This window comes from Dyella sp. 333MFSha, from assembly GCF_900102405.1.
In the GTDB taxonomy this organism is placed as follows: Bacteria; Pseudomonadota; Gammaproteobacteria; order Xanthomonadales; family Rhodanobacteraceae; genus Luteibacter; species Luteibacter mycovicinus.
The window spans coordinates 272,298-289,886 of the sequence record NZ_FNBR01000004.1; the positions used below are offsets into that span (position 1 = coordinate 272,298).

Genomic DNA, 17,589 nt, shown 5'->3' on the forward strand with positions numbered 1-17,589 from the left:
GCCACCGGAGCCACGTCATGAAGACCGCCATCGCCGGCATCGTCCTCGCCGCCACACTTGCCTCGGGCAGCGCCGCCGCCGCCCAGCTCGACAGCCTCAAGGGCATGATGGGAGGTTCCGGGTCGCTCACCTCGGGCAGCGCCAGCAACGCCGCCGGCATTCTCCAGTACTGCATGACCAACAACTACCTCGGCGGCGACAGCGGCGCCAGCGGGGTCAAGGACAAGCTGCTCGGCAGCCTGAGTGGCGACCACGCCGCCGCCGACAACGACGCGAACAGCTCGTCGACCAGTGCGATGCTGGGCAAGTTCACGGGCGGATCGAACACGAAAACCGACACCGCGCCCACCCAGGACAAAGGGTACCTGGATGGCGCACGGGGCATCCTGACGTCGGGCGACGGCAAGTCGCTGAATCTGGGTGGCGCCAGCGGCGCGTCATCGGGCAACGGTGACCTGAAGGCGCAGCTCACCCGCAAGGTGTGCGACGCCGTACTGAAGCAAGGCAGGAAGATGGCCGGCATGTAACGAACACTGACAGTGCGTGGACGGCGCATGGACGCGCCGCCCCGTACACCTGACGTCCTCCCCACCCAAGAGGACTTCCCCATGACCGATGTCATGAACGACCCGTATGCGATGCGCGACCCACGCACGCAGTATCCGCAACCCGACTTCTCCAAACAGCCGCAGCCCGCGCCGGGTCTCGCAAAGGAGATGTCACCGAAGCCCGATCACGGCGAAACCAGCTATCGCGGTAACGGTCGCCTGAAAGGCCGTAAGGCACTGGTGACCGGCGGTGATTCCGGCATCGGCCGCGCGGCGGCGATCGCGTTCGCGCGGGAAGGTGCCAGTGTGGTGATCAACTATCTTCCGTCCGAACAGAAGGATGCCGACGAGGTCGTCGCGCTGCTCAGCGGCGAAGGTCACACCATCGTCGCCGTGCCGGGTGACCTGAGCGACGAGGCGTTCTGCAAGGATCTGGTCAAGCGCACCGTGAAGGAGCTCGGTGGCCTCGACATCCTCGCCAACGTGGCAGGCCGTCAGCAGTTCAGCAAGTCGATCGACGAACTGGACACCGCGTCGTTCGAAGCGACGTTCCGCACCAACGTCTTCGCGCTGTTCTGGCTGAGCAAGGCTGCGCTGGAACACATGCCGCCGGGCGCGACGATTGTCAACACGGCCTCGATCCAGGCTTATGAGCCGTCGGACATCCTGCTGGACTATGCGCCGACGAAAGCGGCGATCGTCGCCTTCACCAAGGCATTGTCGAAGCAGGTGATCGAGAAGGGCATCCGCGTGAATGCCGTGGCGCCGGGTCCGGTCTGGACACCGCTGCAGCCGAGCGGTGGTCAGCCGCAGGAGAAGGTGGTGGAGTTCGGTAAGAACGTACCGCTGGGCCGTCCGGGCCAGCCCGTGGAATGCGCGCCACTGTATGTGCTGCTCGCCAGCCAGGAGTCGAGCTTCATTACCGGCGAGACGTACGGGGTGACGGGAGGCAATACCCTGCCCTGACTTCCGGTGTCGTCCTCGTGGCGGCCGGTGCACTGGCCGCCGTCAGCCCCGGGTAATCCGTCCCAGCGCTTCCATCAGATCGGCGACGCCGTAGGGTTTGATGATGACCGCCGTATGCGAATCGCGCTGAACGCCATTCGCCAGGTGATCGCCTGTAGCGAAAATCACCGGTAGCTCCGGCTGGTTTTCGCGCAGGCGCTCCGCCACTTCGACACCGCTCATGCCGGGGAGGCCCACATCGGCGAGCAGCACGTCGATGCCCTCGACACCGTGCAGGCGGATCGCCTCGTTGCCGTCGCCCGCCTCGAACGCCGTGTGCCCGCGGCTTTCCAGCATCTCCGCGATGGACATGCGGATCAGCGCATCGTCCTCGAGGACGAGAACACGCAAAGGCCGCAGCGCGGCGGAAGACGCTGAGGAACCGGCAGCGGGTGCCGATACCGTTTCGGCGATCGTGCGCGGGACGCGCGAGCTCAACAACTGACGCACACGCCGTGCCAACTGCTCGCGCGTGTACGGCTTGCTGAGCAGTTCAACGCCTTCGTCGAGACGGCCACCGTGGACGATGGCGTTCTCCGTGTAGCCCGAGGTGAACAACACAGCGATCCCCGGCTGGCGCTCGACGGCTTTGCGCGCCAGCTGCGGACTGCGCAGCGGACCGGGCATGACCACGTCGGTAAACAGCAGGTCGATGGCGATGCCACTTTCGATGATCGACAGGGCGCTCTCCGCGTCACGCGCCTTGAGCACGCGATAGCCGAGTTCACCCAGCATGCCGACCACGGTCTCGCGCACGGCTTCGTCGTCCTCGGCGACGAGAATCGTTTCGTCGCCGCCGCGCACCGCTTCTTCCTCGATGGCTACCACGCGATCTTCGCTCTGCGTCGAACGCGGCAGGTAGATCTTGACCGTCGTGCCTTCACCGGCCTCGCTATACATCTTGACGTGGCCGCCGGACTGTTTGACGAAGCCGTAGACCATCGAAAGGCCAAGGCCCGTTCCACGCCCTTCCGGCTTGGTCGTGAAGAAGGGATCGAACACCTTGTCGAGGATGTCGTTCGGAATACCGGTACCGGTATCGGTCACGGCGAGCATGACGTACTGGCCCGGACGCAGGTCGCCGTGTGCCGTGGCATAGGCCTCGTCGAGCAAGGCGTTACCGGCTTCGATGGTGAGCTTGCCCTGCCCGTGCATCGCGTCGCGTGCATTGATCGCGAGATTCAGCAGCGCGTTCTCGACATTGGACGGATCGACCAGCGTGTTCCACAAGCCACCGGCGATGACGGTCTCGACCTCGATGGCCTCACCGAGCGCGCGGCGCAACAGTTCGTCCATGTCGCGGATGAAGCGACCGATGTTGACGACCTTGGGCGCGAGCGGCTGACGCCGGCCGAAGGCGAGCAACTGGGCGGCCAGCTTGGAGCCACGGGTGACGCCGGCCATCGCATTGGCGACGCGCCGCTCGGCCCGTTCGTTGCCCGACACATCCGCGCCAAGCAGCTGCAGATTGCCGCTGATGACTTGCAGGAGGTTATTGAAATCGTGCGCGACGCCACCGGTCAGGTTGCCTATCGCATCCATCTTCTGCGCCTGACGCAGCTGTTCCTGGGCGGCGCCGAGTTCAGCGTCGCGTGCGCGCTCGCTGGTGACGTCACGCGCCACGGCGAAGATCATGCCCTCACTGGGCACCGCCCGCCAGGACAGGTGCCGGAAGCCACCGTCCGCGGTGCGGTAGCGGTTCTCGAAACGGAGCGTAGCCACACCGTCGGCCAGCTGCTCGGTTTCCTCACCGGTGCGCCCGGTGTCGTCCGGGTGCACGAAGTCCAGATAGGAGCGGCCGATGGAGTCGCGCTCGCTCCAGCCGAGGATCGCGGTCCACGCCGGGTTGACCGAGAGCAGGCGGGTGTCGGTGTCCGCGACGACGAGGATGTCGCTCGACAGGCGCCAGATGCGGTCCCGCTCCAGCGTACGTTCGGCAACCTGACGCTCCAGGCTGTGCGCGAACTCGAGCAGCTCGGCCTCGGCGCGACGTCGCTCCACCGCGACTCGGGTGCGATGGGCGACCTCGCGGACGAAGTCGATCTCTTCTTCCGGCCACTCCCGCGGGCTCTCGTGATTCAGATAGAGCAGCGCCACCGTGCCGCCACGCTCGGTCACCGGCATGTTGATGAACGACGTGGCGCTGATCGACGCCAGCGCGTCCGCCGTATGGATCGTGCGCGGGTCCTTGTACGCATCGGAGACGACCGCGGTACGGCCGGCCTTGATATCGTCGATGTAGGAGCCGTATTCACGGAAGTTGAGGACACCGGCGATCGTCACGATGCCCGGCGCGTTCCAGTCGCGCTCGATCGTGATGGTTTCCGCGATCGTGTCCACCGAGCCATAGCCCGCACGGCTGACACGGAGCGCTCGCCCGAGTACCTCGGCCACGCGGTAGGCGATCTCGGCGGGATCTTCGACTTCGCGGAGTATGTCGCTGACCTCGATCAGCGCGATGCGGCGCTCTTCGATGGTGCGCGCGGCCTCGGTCTCCCCGGACAGCGGTCGGACGCTCACGACGAAGGACGCCCGGCCCAGCGCCGAAGCGCGCCACGGCTCGATCGAGACGCGCCAGGTGGCGCCCTCCACGGAACCCAGGGCCAGCTCACGGACGCCCGCGGCGTCAGCGAGCGACAAGGCGGTCTCGAGGCGAGACCGGCTTTCCTCGTTCCACCAGGTCAGAAAGCCGCAGGCACCCGCGTCGCGGAGACGTGCCGTCATCCAGGCATTGGCATACAGGAGCTCGCCATCCGCCGTGACGGCGGTGAAGCCGTAGGGCAGCGCATCGAACGCATCGGTGACCAGGGCATGTTCCTGCAGCGCGAACGTCGAGGTCATCTAGCGAGCGATCCTATGAAAGAACGCAGATGTTATCGGTTAGTGGTCATAAGCTTTGTGTAGAAGGTCTTCACAAAATCCTCATGATCCCCTCCGTCGCGCCGCGGGAAAGGGGTTGCAAAAAATCACTTGCGAAGGATCAAGCACATAGCGGCGACACCCTACATCTTGTGTTGACGCTGCCAACCCCCGCCTATATGGTGTGTCCCGTTGGTGTCCGGAGAGGCGCGACTGCCCGTCGGACTTAATAGGGAATCCGGTGCGAATCCGGAACTGCCCCGCAGCGGTAAATGGAAACGATCCCGTTCAATGCACTGGTCCTTCAGGGGCTGGGAAGCGACGGGTAGGCGGACCGAAAGGTCCATGTCCATGAGTCCGAAGACCTGCCAGCAATCGGTGCCCGGGCGGCCTCGATAGTGGTGACGGCTTCCGCGGGGAAGCACGTCGCGGACCGGAGCCCCTTCGCGGCGCGCTCCGTCCCCGGCCGTTTCCCGCATCAGCCCCATCCCTCACGAGCCAGCCGACCGGGAACGGGTGATAGAACCTGGGGCGAGCCAAGACAATGACCACGATGGATTCTTCCGCGCGCGAGCGCACCGAGACGGCCGATGCCGCCGTCTCCGCCAATAACACCACGGACAAGGCGCCTGCCGCCGGCTACCGCAACGACCCGCCGCCGGCCTTCGCGCTGACGCCCCCGCACAACCCTGGCCAGATGCGCGTCACCAAGCGCAACGGCGGCCAGGAAGTCGTCGACGTGAACAAGATCGTGCGCGCGGTGACCCGCAGCGCCGACGGCCTGTTCGCGGTCGACCCCATGCGCGTCGCCCTGAAGACGATCGGCGGCCTCTACGATGGCGCCACCACGCAGGAACTCGACCAGCTGTCGATCCGTACCGCCGCGGCGCTCACCGCCGAGGAACCGGAGTACGGCCAACTGGCCGCACGCCTGCTCGCCGCCTTCGTCGACAAGGAAGTATCCGGTCAGGACATCCAGTCGTTCTCGCAGTCGATCTCCACCGGTTTCGACCTGGGCATCCTCAACGAGCGTCTGCGTGACTTCGTCCAGGTCAATGCGCGCAAGCTCAACGACGCCATCGACACGACCGGTTCGCGCCGCTTCGAGTACTTCGGCCTGCGCACGGTTTATGACCGCTACCTGCTGCGTCACCCGACGAAGCGCTTCGTCATCGAAACGCCGCAGTATTTCTTCATGCGCATCGCCTGCGCGCTCGGCGGCAACGACGTGGCCGAGACGCTCGAGCTGTATCGCATGCTGTCGTCGCTGGAATACCTGGCCAGCTCGCCGACCCTGTTCAATGCCGGTACGGCGCACGAGCAGCTGTCGTCGTGCTTCCTGCTGGACTCACCGCAGGATGCCCTGGAGTCGATCTACGCCAAGTACGGCGACGTGGCCCAGCTGTCCAAGTTCGCCGGCGGTATCGGCCTGGCTTACTCGCGCATCCGTTCGCGCGGTTCGCTGATCAAGGGCACCAACGGTCATTCCAACGGCCTCGTGCCCTGGCTGAAGACGCTGGACGCCTCGGTCGCGGCGGTGAATCAGGGTGGCAAGCGCAAGGGCGCCGCCTGCGTGTACCTCGAGTCCTGGCATGCCGACATCGAGGAATTCCTCGAGCTGCGTGAGAACACCGGCGACGACGCGCGCCGCACGCACAACCTCAACCTGGCCAACTGGGTACCCGACCTCTTCATGCGCCGCGTGGAGACCGACGGCGACTGGTCGCTGTTCGATCCGAAGATCGTGCCGCACTTCGTCGACACCTGGGGCGCGACGTTCGAGGCCGCCTATGAGAAGGCCGAGGCCGAGGGCCTGGCTGCCAAGTCGATCAAGGCGCGCGAGCTGTACGCCCGCATGCTGCGCTCGCTGGCACAGACCGGCAACGGCTGGATGACCTTCAAGGACCGCTCGAACGCCACGAGCAACCAGACCGCGCGTCCGGAAAACGTCATTCACCTGTCCAACCTGTGCACCGAGATCCTTGAAGTCACTTCCGAGGGCGAGACCGCCGTGTGCAACCTCGGCTCGGTCAACCTGGCCCGCCACGTGGTGGACGGTCAGTTCGACTACGAGAAACTCGGTACCACGGTGCGCACCGCCGTGCGTCAGCTCAACCGCGTCATCGACCTCAACTTCTACCCGATCGCCACGGCGAAGACGGCCAACATGAAGTGGCGTCCGGTGGGTCTGGGCGTGATGGGCCTGCAAGACGTGTTCTTCAAGCTGCGCCTGCCGTTCGACTCCGAAGAAGCGCGCACGCTGTCCACGCGCATCCAGGAAGAGATCTATTTCCACGCGCTGTCGATGTCCAACGAGATCGCCGAGCGCGACGGTGCCCACCCGGGCTTCGACGAAACCCGCGCCGCCAACGGCGAGCTGCAGTTCGACTACTGGCCGGCCGCCACGCCGAACGGCGTCGAGGGCCGCTGGGCCGAGCTGCGCGAGAAGATCAAGGCCAAGGGCCTGCGCAATTCGCTGGTCATCGCCATCGCTCCGACCGCCACGATCGCTTCGATCGCCGGCTGCTACGAGTGCATCGAGCCGCAGGTGTCCAACCTGTTCAAGCGCGAGACGCTCTCGGGCGACTTCCTCGTCGTCAACCGTTATCTGGTCGACGAGCTGAAGACGCTGGGCCTGTGGACCGCCGACGTGCGCGATCAGATCAAGCTCGCCGAAGGTTCGGTGCAGGGCATCGCCGCGATTCCGGCCGCGCTGCGCGAGGTCTATCGCACGACGTGGGAACTGCCGCAGAAGGCACTGATCGATCTCGCCGCCGCGCGCGGTGCGTACATCGACCAGAGCCAGTCGCTGAACCTGTTCATGGAAAACCCGAACATCGGTCAGCTGTCCTCGATGTACATGTACGCGTGGAAGTCGGGCATCAAGACGACGTACTACCTGCGTTCGCGTCCCGCCACCCGCATCGCGAAGACCACGGTGAGCTCGTCGTCGGCCTCGCTGCCCACGCCGGCCGCTCCGGTCGCCGATGCGCAGGAACAGGCCGAAGCCGCGGTGTTCTGCTCGCTCGAGAACCCCGAGTACTGCGAAGCCTGCCAATAAAAGCAACGCGCCCCGCAAGGGGCGCAGCACCCCTGTAGGAGCGCGCCCCGCGCGCGAAAAGCCAGAGCATCGCGCGCAGGGCGCGCTCCTACACGTATTTAATTTGAGGTAGCCCGATGTCCGCTTCTCCCGTCACCCGCGATACCCACATTCTCGATCCCGGCTTCGAGCTGACCCTGCGGCCGATGAAGTACCCGCAGTTCTACGAGATGTATCGCGCGGCGATTCGCAACACCTGGACCGTGGAAGAAGTGGATTTCTCGCTCGACACCACCGACCTCAAGTCGAAGATGTCCGATGCGGACCGTCACCTGATTCATCGTCTGGTCGCGTTCTTCGCCACCGGCGACACGATCGTGTCGAACAACCTGGTGCTCAACCTGTACCAGCACGTGAACTCGCCCGAAGCGCGCATGTACCTCTCGCGCCAGCTGTACGAAGAAGCGCTGCACGTGCAGTTCTACCTCACGCTGCTGGACACCTACATTCCGGAACCGGCCGAGCGCAACAAGGCCTTCGCCGCGATCGAGAGCATCCCGTCGATCCGTCAGAAGGGTGAGTTCTGCTTCAAGTGGATCGACTCGATCCAGAACCTCAACCGTCTCGAGACGCGCGAGCACCGTCGCCAGTTCCTGCTCAACCTGATCTGCTTCGCCGCGTGCATCGAAGGTCTGTTCTTCTTCGCCGCCTTCGCTTACGTGTACTACCTGCGTTCGCGCGGGCTGCTGCACGGCCTGGCCTCGGGCACCAACTGGGTGTTCCGCGACGAGTCCGGCCACATGGCGTTCGCCTTCGAGGTCGTGCGCACCGTGCGCGAGCAGGAGCCGGACCTCTTCGACGACCAGATGCGCCAGGAAGTCGAAGCGATGCTCGAGGACGCCATCGCCTGCGAGACCCAGTTCGCCGCCGACGTGCTCTCGGGCGGCGTGGCCGGCCTGTCGGTCAACGACATGCGCCAGTACCTCGAATACTGTGCCGACCAGCGTCTGGTCCAGCTGGACATGCCCAAGAAGTATGGCTCGAAGAATCCGTTCGACTTCATGGACCTGCAGGACGTGCAGGAACTGACCAACTTCTTCGAGCGGCGCGTGTCGTCGTACCAGGTCGGCGTGCAGGGCGAGGTCGCGTTCGACCAGTCGTTCTGAGGAAACGGGGGACCCTGTATGATGCATGCTGCACTGCAACAGGAATCGTCCCCCATGACCGCTATCGACCGCCCCACCGAGGCTCGCGTCCTCGAAATCGTCTTCCCCGACCACACCAACCACCTCGGCACGCTGTTCGGCGGCCAGGCGCTGGCGTGGATGGATAAGGCCGCCTTTCTGGCGGCCTCGCGTTACTCCCGCCAGATCGTCGTCACCGCCCGTTCGGAGCAGGTCGACTTCCACGTGCCCGTCCGTAAAGGCCAGATGGTCGAGCTGATCGCCACGGTGATTTCGGTGGGCCGTACGTCGATGAAGATCGACGTGGCGATGTACACCGAGGATCTGATCACCGGCGCGCGCGAGCTGTGCACGCGGGGCACGTTCACGATGATCGCGCTGGACAGCGAGTACAAGCCGACGCCCGTGCAGCCGCTGCCCGCGACCGCCTGAAAAACGGCGCTTGACCTAGAGCGCACTCGAAGGCGTAGGCTTTCGGCATGACCACCTACCTGACCATCGCCGAGGCCGCCCTGGCGACCGGCCTGACCGTCCATACCCTGCGTTATTACGAGCAGATCGGCCTGATCGACCCGGTGCCGCGCCGCAGCGGCCAGCGGGTATACGGCGAGCACGAGCTCGCCCTGCTGCGTTTCGTCGTCCACATGCGCGCCACCGGCATGTCGATGCGTACGCTGCAGGAGTATTCCGAGCTGCGCCGCCAGGGTGAGACGCCCGACAGCATCCGCCTGCGCGGCGACCTGCTGGCACGCCACGCCGCCTTTCTGCGCGACGAACTGGTCACCCTGACCGAGACGATCGCGCGGCTGGACAAGAAGATCGCCATGTACCGCTCCGCGTATGGCGAGGAAGGTGTGTCATTCCCCGAACCGGCGCCTCCCGCCGTGACGGCGCCCCCGCCGCCCACGGCGCGGCCCCGCGAAAAGACCCCCACCTCCCCGCGCAGGAAACAGGCATGAAGACACGCAAACTCGGTAAGAACGGCCCGGACGTATCGGCTCAGGGCCTCGGCTGCATGGGCATGAGCGAGTTCTACGGCCCCGGCGACGAGAAAGAGTCCATCGCGACACTGGAAACGGCGCTGGATCTGGGCATCACCTTCTGGGACACCTCCGACGCCTACGGCCCGCACACCAATGAAGAACTGATTGGCCGCTTTCTCGGCGGTCGCCGCGACAAGAAAATACTCACCACCAAGTTCGGCATCGTGCGCGATCCGAACGACCCGTCGAAGCGCGGCATCAGCGGTCGCCCGGAATACGTGCGCGAGTCGGTGGAAGGCAGCCTGCGCCGCCTGAAGACCGATCACATCGACCTGTATTACCAGCACCGCGTGGACGCCAACGTGCCCATCGAGGAAACCGTCGGCGCCATGGCGCGGCTGGTCGAGGAAGGCAAGGTGCGTTACCTCGGTCTTTCCGAAGCCTCGGCCGAGTCGATCCGCAAGGCGGCGGGCGTACACCGGATCACCGCCCTGCAGAGCGAATATTCCCTGTGGACGCGCGATCCGGAAACCACCGGCACGCTGGCCGCCTGCCGCGAGCACGACATCGGGCTGGTCGCGTATAGCCCACTGGGCCGAGGCTTCCTCACCGGTGCGATCACCTCGCCGGACGACTTCGCCGAGGACGACTATCGCCGCAACAATCCGCGTTTCGAGGGCGAGAACTTCACGAAGAACCTCGAGATCGTCGAAAAGGTCCGCCGCTTCGCCACCGACAAGGGCTGCACGCCGGGTCAGCTGGCGCTGGCGTGGGTGCTGGCGAAGGGTGAGGACATCGTGCCGATCCCAGGCACCAAGCGTGTGAAGTACCTGAAGGAAAACGCCGGCGCCGATGACGTCAGCCTTACGGCTACCGAGATCGCCGAGATCGACGCGGTGTTCCCGCCGGATGCGGCGCTTGGCGATCGTTATCAGAGCAGCATGATGGGCTTCGTCAACGCCTGAACGCCCGGACAGCCGCCCCGATACCGGTACCCGGTCGCGGGGCGGTCGTCCCTTATAATGGCGGCCTTTACCGCCGCCGTTGCCGCCATGTCGTCCCCCGAACATTCGCCCCTGGGCAAGTCCACCGTCTACGCGGATCGCTATGACGCCGGCCTGCTGTTTCCCATTCCCCGCCAGGGCAAGCGCGATGAGATCGGCGTGGCGGAAGCCGCGTTGCCCTTCCACGGCGTGGACGTGTGGAACGGCTACGAGCTTTCGTGGCTGGATAAACGCGGCAAGCCGCACGTGGCGGTGGCTGAATTCCGCTTTCCGGCGACGACGCCCAACATCGTTGAATCGAAGTCGTTCAAGCTGTATCTGAACAGCTTTGCCCAGGAACGCGTGGCCGATGCGGCGACACTGCGCCAGACACTGGTCCGCGATCTCTCAGCCGCCGCGGGTGGTCCGGTCGGCATCGTCCTGCACGCGCCCGGCGAGCTGGACGGCACTCCGATCTCGGAGCCGGAAGGCCTGCTGCTGGACACGCAGGAGCTGGACTTCGACAGCTACGGCCCGCCCAGGGCGGATTTTCTCGTCACGAACGACGGGGACGCCCGCGAAGTACTGGTTTCGCACCTGCTCCGCTCCAACTGCCCGGTCACCGGCCAGCCGGACTGGGGCAGCGTGCAGATCGCCTATACCGGCAAGCCGATCGACCGCGCGGGCCTGCTTCGCTACCTTGTCTCCTTCCGTAACCACACGGAATTCCACGAGCAGTGCGTCGAGCGCATCTTCATGGACGTCACGGCCCGCTGCGCGCCCCGCGAGTTGTCCGTGTACGCCCGATACACCCGTCGTGGCGGCCTGGACATCAATCCGTTCCGCAGCACGGACCCGGCCGCCGTGCCGGCCAACCCGCGCGGCGCCCGCCAATAATGAATGACACATTCATGCGTTCTTCATTGGTCTTGCCTTTAGTTGTGTAGCCTGTACTCTGCGGCGGCCAAGGGGATCGGCCCCGATACCGCCCCGTTCGAACCTGACTCGTCATTCCGGAATCCAGACATGAAGCTTTCCTTCCGCTCGTACGCCCTCTGCACGGCCACCGTCGCCGGCCTGCTGGTCCTCACCGCCTGCGGCAAGAAGGAAGAGCAGCAGAACACCGCGCCGGCCGCTGCCGCGACCGCCCCGGCTCCGGCTGCCGCCCCTGCGGCGGCGACCACGGCGCCGGCCGCGCCTGCCACCTCGCCCACCACCGCTGCCGCTCCGGCTGCTCCGGCCGCCGCCCCGGCTGCGCCCGCCGCCGCCAGCGAGTCGCTGAAGGTCGGTTCGGTCACCCTCGGCAGCGCCGTCGGCGCCGACAAGAAGGTTGCCAAGGCGAAGAACGCCTTCGCCCCGGGCGACAAGACCATCTACGCTTCGGTCGCCACCGAAGGCACCACTGCCGGCGCTACGCTGAACGCGAAGTGGACCTTCCAGGACGGCGAGACCACCACCACGGTCAGCGACATCAGCCAGTCCATCAGCACCGACGGCCCGGCCGTCACCACCTTCAAGATCCAGAATCCGAACGAGTGGCCGGAAGGCAAGTACAAGGTCACCGTGTCGCTCAACGGCCAGGCCGTGGGCAACGAAGCCTTCGAGGTCAAGAAGAAGTAATTCATCGACCCCGATGCGATGGAAAAGGGCAGCGAAAGCTGCCCTTTTTTTGGGTCCGGCGTGCATTGCCGATGAGGCAACAGGGTCGCGCGCCCGCCCGGATGCGTGTAGACCGTGTCAGCGAGCGGTGAGAACCCGCCTCACCGCGTGAAGACGCTCCTTTCAGACCGGCGATGGTCGAATGGCATCCGACTCGACGCGGCGATGGACGCCCGGCGGGGCGCCATCAACCAACCCGCATCCCTAGGAGAAACATCATGCTTCAGTGGGCCGTTATCTTCTTCGTCATTGCGCTGATCGCAGCGATCTTCGGTTTCACCGGCATCGCTGCCGGCGCAGCCAGCATTGCGAAGATCCTGTTCGTGGTCTTCCTGATCCTGTTCATTCTGTCGCTGCTGTTCGGCGGCCTGCGTCGCGGGCCGAGGATATAAGCCTCGACACACCCAGGTAAGAAAGAAGAGCGCCCCGGCCCCAGACCGGGGCGTTGTTCTGTCCGCGGTACGGATTTCCCACACTGAGGGCCCAGGCCATGAATCGCATTCTCGTGACGCTGCTTGCGTTGTCCATGACCGGCACCGCCATCGCCCAGCAGGCGAAGACGACTGCCACCGATACCGACTTTATCCGGCGCGCCAGCAGTGCCAGCCTGACCGAGATCGCACTGGGCAAACTCGCCGCCGATCAGGCGTCGTCCAGCGACGTGAAGAAATACGCCGAACGCATGGTCGCCGATCACACGAAGGCAAACGAGTCGCTGGGCAAGCTTGCGGGTAGCAAGGGCGTGCAGATTGCGGTCGCACCGGAGCCGGCGCAGCAACAGGACATCGACCGGATGAAGGGCCTGGACGGTGCGAAGTTCGACCGCGCTTACTCCGATGCGATGGTTCGGGACCACAAGCTGGCCACAGGCCTCTACGAACTCGAAGCGGAAAAAGGCGAAGACGTGGACATCCGCGATTACGCGCGCGGCCAGCTGCCCATGCTGAAGGAACACGAGAAGCTGGCACAGAGCCTGCCGCCGTTCTGACGTCGCCGCGAGGCGCCGTCGATCAGGCCGGATGCCGCTTCAGAAACTCACACGCTCCGGATGTCAGCACCGAAGCAGTTGAGCCCTAAGTGGCGTGATTGGGCATACCCAGCAGTTCCGACAGTCCACCCCAGAGCAACTGGATGCCAATGCAAAAAATCACGAAGGCCAGCAGTTGCAGAATGACCTTGGTGCGCTCCTTGCCCAGCCGGTGCCCTATCCGGTCGGCGTAACGCATGCTCAGATAAATGCTGACGCTGATCGCAGCGAGTGCGACCGCTGCGGCCACGAAGTGCACCCAGTCGACGCCATGGCGCGGTGAGCCGGTACCCACGGCGATGGCCACCGCGATGGAGCCCGGCCCCACGGTGAACGGCAGCGTCAGTGGGTAGAACGAGGGGTCGCCATGGTGCCGGTGCACTTTGGCGTCGTCCTCATCATCGTCGTCCGAGCCGTTGAGCATGCGCCAGCCAGCGGCGGCGATGACCAGACCACCGCCGACCCGCAGCACCGGAATCGAGATGCCGAAGAAGGCGAGCACATAAGCCCCGATGAACAGCGATCCGGTCAGCAGGAGCAGGCTGTTGAGGGCGACCTGTCGCGCAAGGCGCTCGCGCTCTTCCGCCGTGGCTACAGGCACGATGCCCAGCGACATCAGCGCCGAGCCGGGCGGGTTCACGATGGGCAGCAAGGCTGCCACGATGACGAAGATGGCCTTACCGATGTCCATCCACATGCGCGCATCGCTCCGGGTCGCCACTATGCAGCGTTGTATACCTCAGTGACGGCCTGCCCGATAGCAGGTAACAGCTGCGCCACGAAGCCAGCCATCGTTACCTCGCCCATGTCGACGGCCTTCGCCCCACCACCCGCGACGAGCAGCACGTCCAGCTGGTGCTGTCCGACCCGGTCGACCCGGGCACGGAAAGTTACGGACTGGCGATCCACGCCGCACGCGCCGTATCGGCGCAACCCGGGGCGAGCGATACCTTCCGCTAACTTCGACGGGTGTACGCTCGACGGGCTTCCAACCACAGAGAGATGACCCATGGAATACCGTTCGCTTGGCGGCTCCGGCTTGCAGATTCCCGCCCTGATCCTGGGCACCGCGACCTTCGGTGGCGGCAACGAGTTCTTCAAGAAATGGGGCGACACCGACGTCAAGGAGGCAACCTCCATGATCGACGCCTCGCTCGAACTCGGTTGCAACATGTTCGATACCGCGGACGCCTATTCGGGCGGTTTGTCGGAAGAGATTCTCGGCAAGGCCATCGCCGGCCGTCGCGATCAGGTGCTGCTGTCGACCAAGACCGGCATGGGCATGGGTGCCGGCCCGAACGACATCGGCACGTCCCGTGACAAGATCATCCGCAGCTGCGAAGCGAGCCTGAAGCGTCTGGGTACCGACTACATCGACCTGTACCACCTGCATGCCTTCGACGCGCTCACGCCCATCGAAGAAATGCTGCATGCCCTCGATACGCTCACGCGCGCCGGCAAGATCCGTTACTTCGGCGTGTCCAACTACTCGGGCTGGCACCTCATGAAGATGCTGGCACTGGCCGACCGCCACGGCTTCACCAGGCCGGTCATCAACCAGGTCTATTACGCCCTGACCGACCGCGAATACGAGTGGGAGCTGATGCCGCTCGGCCTCGACCAGAACGTAGGTGCACTTGTCTGGAGCCCGCTTGCCGGCGCCAAGCTGACCGGCAAGGTCGGTCGCCACAAGAAGCCCGCCGAAGGCAGCCGCGCCGCAACCGACGCGACGTGGGCGGTGCCGGGCGAGCACCTCTTCGCCATCACCGACGTGCTTGAAGCCCTCGAGAAAGAGACCGGCCACAGCGTGCCCCAGATCGCCCTCGCCTGGGTGCTCTCGCGTCCCACCGTGTCAGGCATCGTCATCGGCGCACGTAACGTGACTCAGCTGCGCGACAACCTGGGCGCCACGTCGTTCAAGCTGGACGCCGACCAGATCAAGCGTCTCGACGACGCCAGCGCCACGCGTCCGATCTATCCGTACTGGCATCAGCAGGCGACTCTGGCGTCGCGCAATCCGAGTCCGGTGACATTGGGCAAGTAAGCGATCGCGGTGCGGGTCGCAGAATCCTGCGATCCGCCCCATCTACGAACGTGCGACGGCGTCGCTGGATTTAGCCCCGCCGGGCGGGCAATCTCGGTGAGGGCAGCCCATGGGCCCTGGTGGCTACGAGGTCTTTGCGTGACGACATTCAACCCGGTGCCGAATGCGCGTGCGCATGCGCTGCGGCTGGCCATGCTGGAAGACGACGACCTGCTGCGCGAACGCGTACTGACGCCGAAACTCGCGCAGTTTGGGTTCGAGGTCACGGCTTACGCCAGCGCGGCAGCGCTGGATGAGGCGATACGGCGAAACGTACCGGATATCTTCCTGCTCGATATCGGCTTGCCGGACGGCGACGGGTTCGAGGTCGCACGACGGTTGCGCGCGGCGATACCGGCTGCGGGCATCGTCATCCTCACCGGCCGGGGCGATAACGTGGATCGCGTGCGAGGCCTGTTCGAAGGGGCCGACGCCTACCTGTCCAAACCCGTGGAGATCGACGTGCTTGTGGCCACGTTGTACAGCGTCGCTCGACGTCTGCATCCCTCGCCACGAGCCCACGAACGATGGGCGCTCAGTCCGGACGAATGGTTTCTGCTCTCGCCTTCCGGTGCGCGCGTGATGCTCAGCAAAAACGAGCGCAAGCTGCTGGAAGCGATGCTTCAACACGCCGATGAGGTGGTGCCGCGTGAGGCGCTGATCGCCGCCCTGACCGATGACGTCCACGCCTTCGACCCGCACCGGCTGGACTCGATGGTCCATCGTTTGCGCCGCAAGGTGCTGGCCGCCATCGGCGAGCCGTTACCCCTCAACGCGGTACATGGGACCGGATACATCCTGGAAGCCTGATTCCACGGCCGAGACGCCCGCCCGCGGTAAGGACAGCCGGATCGTCGTGCCCTGCCCCGGCGTGCTCTCGACCGCGGTCCATCCACCGGCCTGTACTACGAGCCCCTGCACCACGCTGAGTCCGAGACCCGTACCGCGCCCCGCCGGCTTGGTCGTGAAGAAGGGTTCGAACACCTGCGCGCGTATCGACTCCGCCATGCCCATCCCGGTGTCGCTCACCGACAGCACCGTGTGCTCCGCGCCATCCTCGATGGCGATTGTGCAACACCCCCCATCCGGCATGGCGTCGCGCGCGTTCGTCACCAGATTGATGATGGCCAGCTCGAACTGGCTGCGATCGAAGCGGATCAGTCGAGGCGCATCGGGCAACCGCAGCCTTAACTCGTTGTGCGAGGAAAGCGACTGCCGCAGCAGCGGATGCAGCTCGCGCAATGCCGCGACCATGTCGAACTCTTCCGTGAATGCCACATCGCGGCGGCTGAAGTTGAGCAGCTTGCGACACACCGCGGTGCCACGGCGGGCTGCCAGTTCGATCCCTTCGAGGGCATCCGCGATGGTCCGCATGTCGCCCGGGGGCAGATCGTCGCTTTCCGGCAGGCGGTCCCGCTCCGTGGAAAACCCCAGGATGATGTCGAAGACGTTGTTGACGTCGTGCGCCACGCCGCTGGCAAGCTTGCCCACCGCGTCCATCTTCTGCGCGTGCAGCAGTTGCTCCTGCGTACGTTCACGCTCCGCGATCTCGCGGACCAGTTGCAGGCGCCGGTGTTCCGACTCGATCAGGCTGTCGCGCAAGGCATGGATACTGCGATCCACGATCAGGGCGATAAGCAGGTAGCTGGTCAGGGCGCGCAGGGGCAGGACGTCGTAGACGGCCATCATCATCCCGGGAAGATGGCTGGCCGCCGATGCCTTCAGCGGATCCACGCTCATCACGAGAATGAGCGCTTCGACGCCGTAAGTGATCCACAGCGCCCTTCGGCCCAGCATCAGACCGCTCAGCGCCAGAATCATCATCAGCGTCAGGTTGCCGTCGGTCGCGCGATAACCGAAGGCGGCATAGGCCACCGCGCCGCACGCAAGCATCGTCGCCACGAATTGTGCGACGGCCTGCGAAAAACGACCGCGACGGATGAGGCAGAGACCCAGCCACGCCGACACGGTCATCGCCAGGTCGGTACCGATGTCTATCGCCATGGCGGCAGGCGCGCCAATGCGTGCCTTGCCGTAGAAACGATCCTGCAGATACGACCAGTGAAGGCCGAACAGATAGAGCTTGGTCGCCGGTATCCGGACACCTTCGAAGATCAGCAACAGCTGCATGAAGGTGGCATTGCGCCTGTCGACCGGATCACGGATCGGCGTGTCGGCGAGCCACTGACGGATACGGGACATCATCGTGCGGCTCCCA

Annotated in this window: 17 protein-coding genes and 1 riboswitch; of the genes, 13 read left to right on the forward strand and 4 right to left on the reverse strand. The window is 65.1% G+C overall.

Annotation, left to right across the window (positions count from 1 at the left end):
• Nucleotides 1-17 precede the first annotated feature (17 nt).
• A complete protein-coding gene (locus BLT40_RS16235) occupies nt 18-527 on the forward strand; it encodes a DUF2501 domain-containing protein (RefSeq protein WP_090354915.1) in 510 nt (169 codons plus the stop codon).
• A gap of 81 nt (nt 528-608) precedes the next feature.
• Nucleotides 609-1,514: an SDR family oxidoreductase gene (locus BLT40_RS16240; RefSeq protein WP_043691809.1), complete on the forward strand. Its 906-nt coding sequence runs from the start codon at nt 609-611 to the stop codon at nt 1,512-1,514.
• Between the two features lie 42 nt (nt 1,515-1,556).
• Here the strand turns inward: BLT40_RS16240 and BLT40_RS16245 are convergent, their stop codons facing one another.
• Nucleotides 1,557-4,394, reverse strand: a complete 2,838-nt coding sequence (locus tag BLT40_RS16245; RefSeq protein WP_218124572.1) for a hybrid sensor histidine kinase/response regulator — start codon at nt 4,392-4,394, stop codon at nt 1,557-1,559.
• A gap of 194 nt (nt 4,395-4,588) precedes the next feature.
• Nucleotides 4,589-4,800, forward strand: a riboswitch (cobalamin riboswitch).
• 156 nt (nt 4,801-4,956) lie between these two features.
• On the opposite strand from BLT40_RS16245, the gene BLT40_RS16250 reads away from it, so the two are divergent.
• The 9 genes from BLT40_RS16250 (at nt 4,957) to BLT40_RS16295 (ending at nt 13,249) form a co-directional block, all read left to right on the forward strand.
• Entirely contained in the window at nt 4,957-7,473 is a 2,517-nt protein-coding gene (locus BLT40_RS16250; RefSeq protein WP_090354917.1) for a ribonucleoside-diphosphate reductase subunit alpha, read from the forward strand.
• Between the two features lie 116 nt (nt 7,474-7,589).
• Nucleotides 7,590-8,618, forward strand: coding sequence for a ribonucleotide-diphosphate reductase subunit beta (locus BLT40_RS16255; protein WP_036116501.1), 1,029 nt, complete (start codon nt 7,590-7,592; stop codon nt 8,616-8,618).
• 54 nt (nt 8,619-8,672) lie between these two features.
• On the forward strand, nt 8,673-9,068 hold the full coding sequence (locus tag BLT40_RS16260) for an acyl-CoA thioesterase (protein WP_090354919.1): 396 nt from the start codon (nt 8,673-8,675) through the stop codon (nt 9,066-9,068).
• 47 nt (nt 9,069-9,115) lie between these two features.
• Nucleotides 9,116-9,595 (forward strand): MerR family transcriptional regulator, encoded by a 480-nt coding sequence (locus tag BLT40_RS16265; RefSeq protein ID WP_043691804.1) that lies wholly within the window; start codon nt 9,116-9,118, stop codon nt 9,593-9,595.
• On the forward strand, nt 9,592-10,584 hold the full coding sequence (locus BLT40_RS16270; protein WP_090354921.1) for an aldo/keto reductase: 993 nt from the start codon (nt 9,592-9,594) through the stop codon (nt 10,582-10,584). The genes BLT40_RS16265 and BLT40_RS16270 overlap by 4 nt, the downstream gene beginning before the upstream one ends.
• A gap of 87 nt (nt 10,585-10,671) precedes the next feature.
• Nucleotides 10,672-11,499 carry an NADPH-dependent 7-cyano-7-deazaguanine reductase QueF gene (gene queF, locus BLT40_RS16275; RefSeq protein WP_090354979.1) on the forward strand — a complete coding sequence of 276 codons (828 nt, stop codon included), beginning with the start codon at nt 10,672-10,674 and terminating at the stop codon, nt 11,497-11,499.
• Nucleotides 11,500-11,628: 129 nt separating this feature from the next.
• Nucleotides 11,629-12,222 carry a hypothetical protein gene (locus tag BLT40_RS20355; protein ID WP_176809198.1) on the forward strand — a complete coding sequence of 198 codons (594 nt, stop codon included), beginning with the start codon at nt 11,629-11,631 and terminating at the stop codon, nt 12,220-12,222.
• 257 nt (nt 12,223-12,479) lie between these two features.
• Nucleotides 12,480-12,653 (forward strand): DUF1328 domain-containing protein, encoded by a 174-nt coding sequence (locus BLT40_RS16290; RefSeq protein ID WP_036116509.1) that lies wholly within the window; start codon nt 12,480-12,482, stop codon nt 12,651-12,653.
• 98 nt (nt 12,654-12,751) lie between these two features.
• Nucleotides 12,752-13,249, forward strand: coding sequence for a DUF4142 domain-containing protein (locus BLT40_RS16295; protein WP_051944070.1), 498 nt, complete (start codon nt 12,752-12,754; stop codon nt 13,247-13,249).
• Nucleotides 13,250-13,334: 85 nt separating this feature from the next.
• Here the strand turns inward: BLT40_RS16295 and BLT40_RS16300 are convergent, their stop codons facing one another.
• Together BLT40_RS16300 and BLT40_RS16305 are read right to left on the reverse strand one after the other, a co-directional pair.
• Nucleotides 13,335-13,985 (reverse strand): MarC family protein, encoded by a 651-nt coding sequence (locus BLT40_RS16300; RefSeq protein ID WP_090354929.1) that lies wholly within the window; start codon nt 13,983-13,985, stop codon nt 13,335-13,337.
• A 23-nt stretch (nt 13,986-14,008) separates the two neighbouring features.
• Nucleotides 14,009-14,197: a hypothetical protein gene (locus tag BLT40_RS16305; RefSeq protein ID WP_090354931.1), complete on the reverse strand. Its 189-nt coding sequence runs from the start codon at nt 14,195-14,197 to the stop codon at nt 14,009-14,011.
• 100 nt (nt 14,198-14,297) lie between these two features.
• On the opposite strand from BLT40_RS16305, the gene BLT40_RS16310 reads away from it, so the two are divergent.
• Nucleotides 14,298-15,332, forward strand: coding sequence for an aldo/keto reductase (locus tag BLT40_RS16310; RefSeq protein WP_090354932.1), 1,035 nt, complete (start codon nt 14,298-14,300; stop codon nt 15,330-15,332).
• Between the two features lie 138 nt (nt 15,333-15,470).
• Entirely contained in the window at nt 15,471-16,181 is a 711-nt protein-coding gene (locus tag BLT40_RS16315) for a response regulator transcription factor (protein ID WP_255364041.1), read from the forward strand.
• Here the strand turns inward: BLT40_RS16315 and BLT40_RS16320 are convergent.
• Nucleotides 16,134-17,576 carry a sensor histidine kinase gene (locus tag BLT40_RS16320; RefSeq protein WP_090354934.1) on the reverse strand — a complete coding sequence of 481 codons (1,443 nt, stop codon included), beginning with the start codon at nt 17,574-17,576 and terminating at the stop codon, nt 16,134-16,136. The genes BLT40_RS16315 and BLT40_RS16320 overlap by 48 nt on opposite strands.
• Nucleotides 17,577-17,589: the final 13 nt, after the last annotated feature.

What these genes read in the sequence shown, in the direction of transcription:
- BLT40_RS16295 (WP_051944070.1), top strand. Translation starts at nt 12,752, where the DNA reads ATGAATCGCATTCTCGTGACGCTGCTTGCGTTGTCCATGACCGGCACC.
- BLT40_RS16265 (WP_043691804.1), top strand. Translation starts at nt 9,116, where the DNA reads ATGACCACCTACCTGACCATCGCCGAGGCCGCCCTGGCGACCGGCCTG.
- BLT40_RS16320 (WP_090354934.1), bottom strand. Translation starts at nt 17,576, where the DNA reads ATGATGTCCCGTATCCGTCAGTGGCTCGCCGACACGCCGATCCGTGAT.
- BLT40_RS16310 (WP_090354932.1), top strand. Translation starts at nt 14,298, where the DNA reads ATGGAATACCGTTCGCTTGGCGGCTCCGGCTTGCAGATTCCCGCCCTG.
- BLT40_RS16260 (WP_090354919.1), top strand. Translation starts at nt 8,673, where the DNA reads ATGACCGCTATCGACCGCCCCACCGAGGCTCGCGTCCTCGAAATCGTC.
- BLT40_RS16300 (WP_090354929.1), bottom strand. Translation starts at nt 13,985, where the DNA reads ATGTGGATGGACATCGGTAAGGCCATCTTCGTCATCGTGGCAGCCTTG.
- BLT40_RS16290 (WP_036116509.1), top strand. Translation starts at nt 12,480, where the DNA reads ATGCTTCAGTGGGCCGTTATCTTCTTCGTCATTGCGCTGATCGCAGCG.
- BLT40_RS16240 (WP_043691809.1), top strand. Translation starts at nt 609, where the DNA reads ATGACCGATGTCATGAACGACCCGTATGCGATGCGCGACCCACGCACG.
- queF (WP_090354979.1), top strand. Translation starts at nt 10,672, where the DNA reads ATGTCGTCCCCCGAACATTCGCCCCTGGGCAAGTCCACCGTCTACGCG.
- BLT40_RS16250 (WP_090354917.1), top strand. Translation starts at nt 4,957, where the DNA reads ATGACCACGATGGATTCTTCCGCGCGCGAGCGCACCGAGACGGCCGAT.
- BLT40_RS16255 (WP_036116501.1), top strand. Translation starts at nt 7,590, where the DNA reads ATGTCCGCTTCTCCCGTCACCCGCGATACCCACATTCTCGATCCCGGC.
- BLT40_RS20355 (WP_176809198.1), top strand. Translation starts at nt 11,629, where the DNA reads ATGAAGCTTTCCTTCCGCTCGTACGCCCTCTGCACGGCCACCGTCGCC.
- BLT40_RS16270 (WP_090354921.1), top strand. Translation starts at nt 9,592, where the DNA reads ATGAAGACACGCAAACTCGGTAAGAACGGCCCGGACGTATCGGCTCAG.
- BLT40_RS16235 (WP_090354915.1), top strand. Translation starts at nt 18, where the DNA reads ATGAAGACCGCCATCGCCGGCATCGTCCTCGCCGCCACACTTGCCTCG.
- BLT40_RS16245 (WP_218124572.1), bottom strand. Translation starts at nt 4,394, where the DNA reads ATGACCTCGACGTTCGCGCTGCAGGAACATGCCCTGGTCACCGATGCG.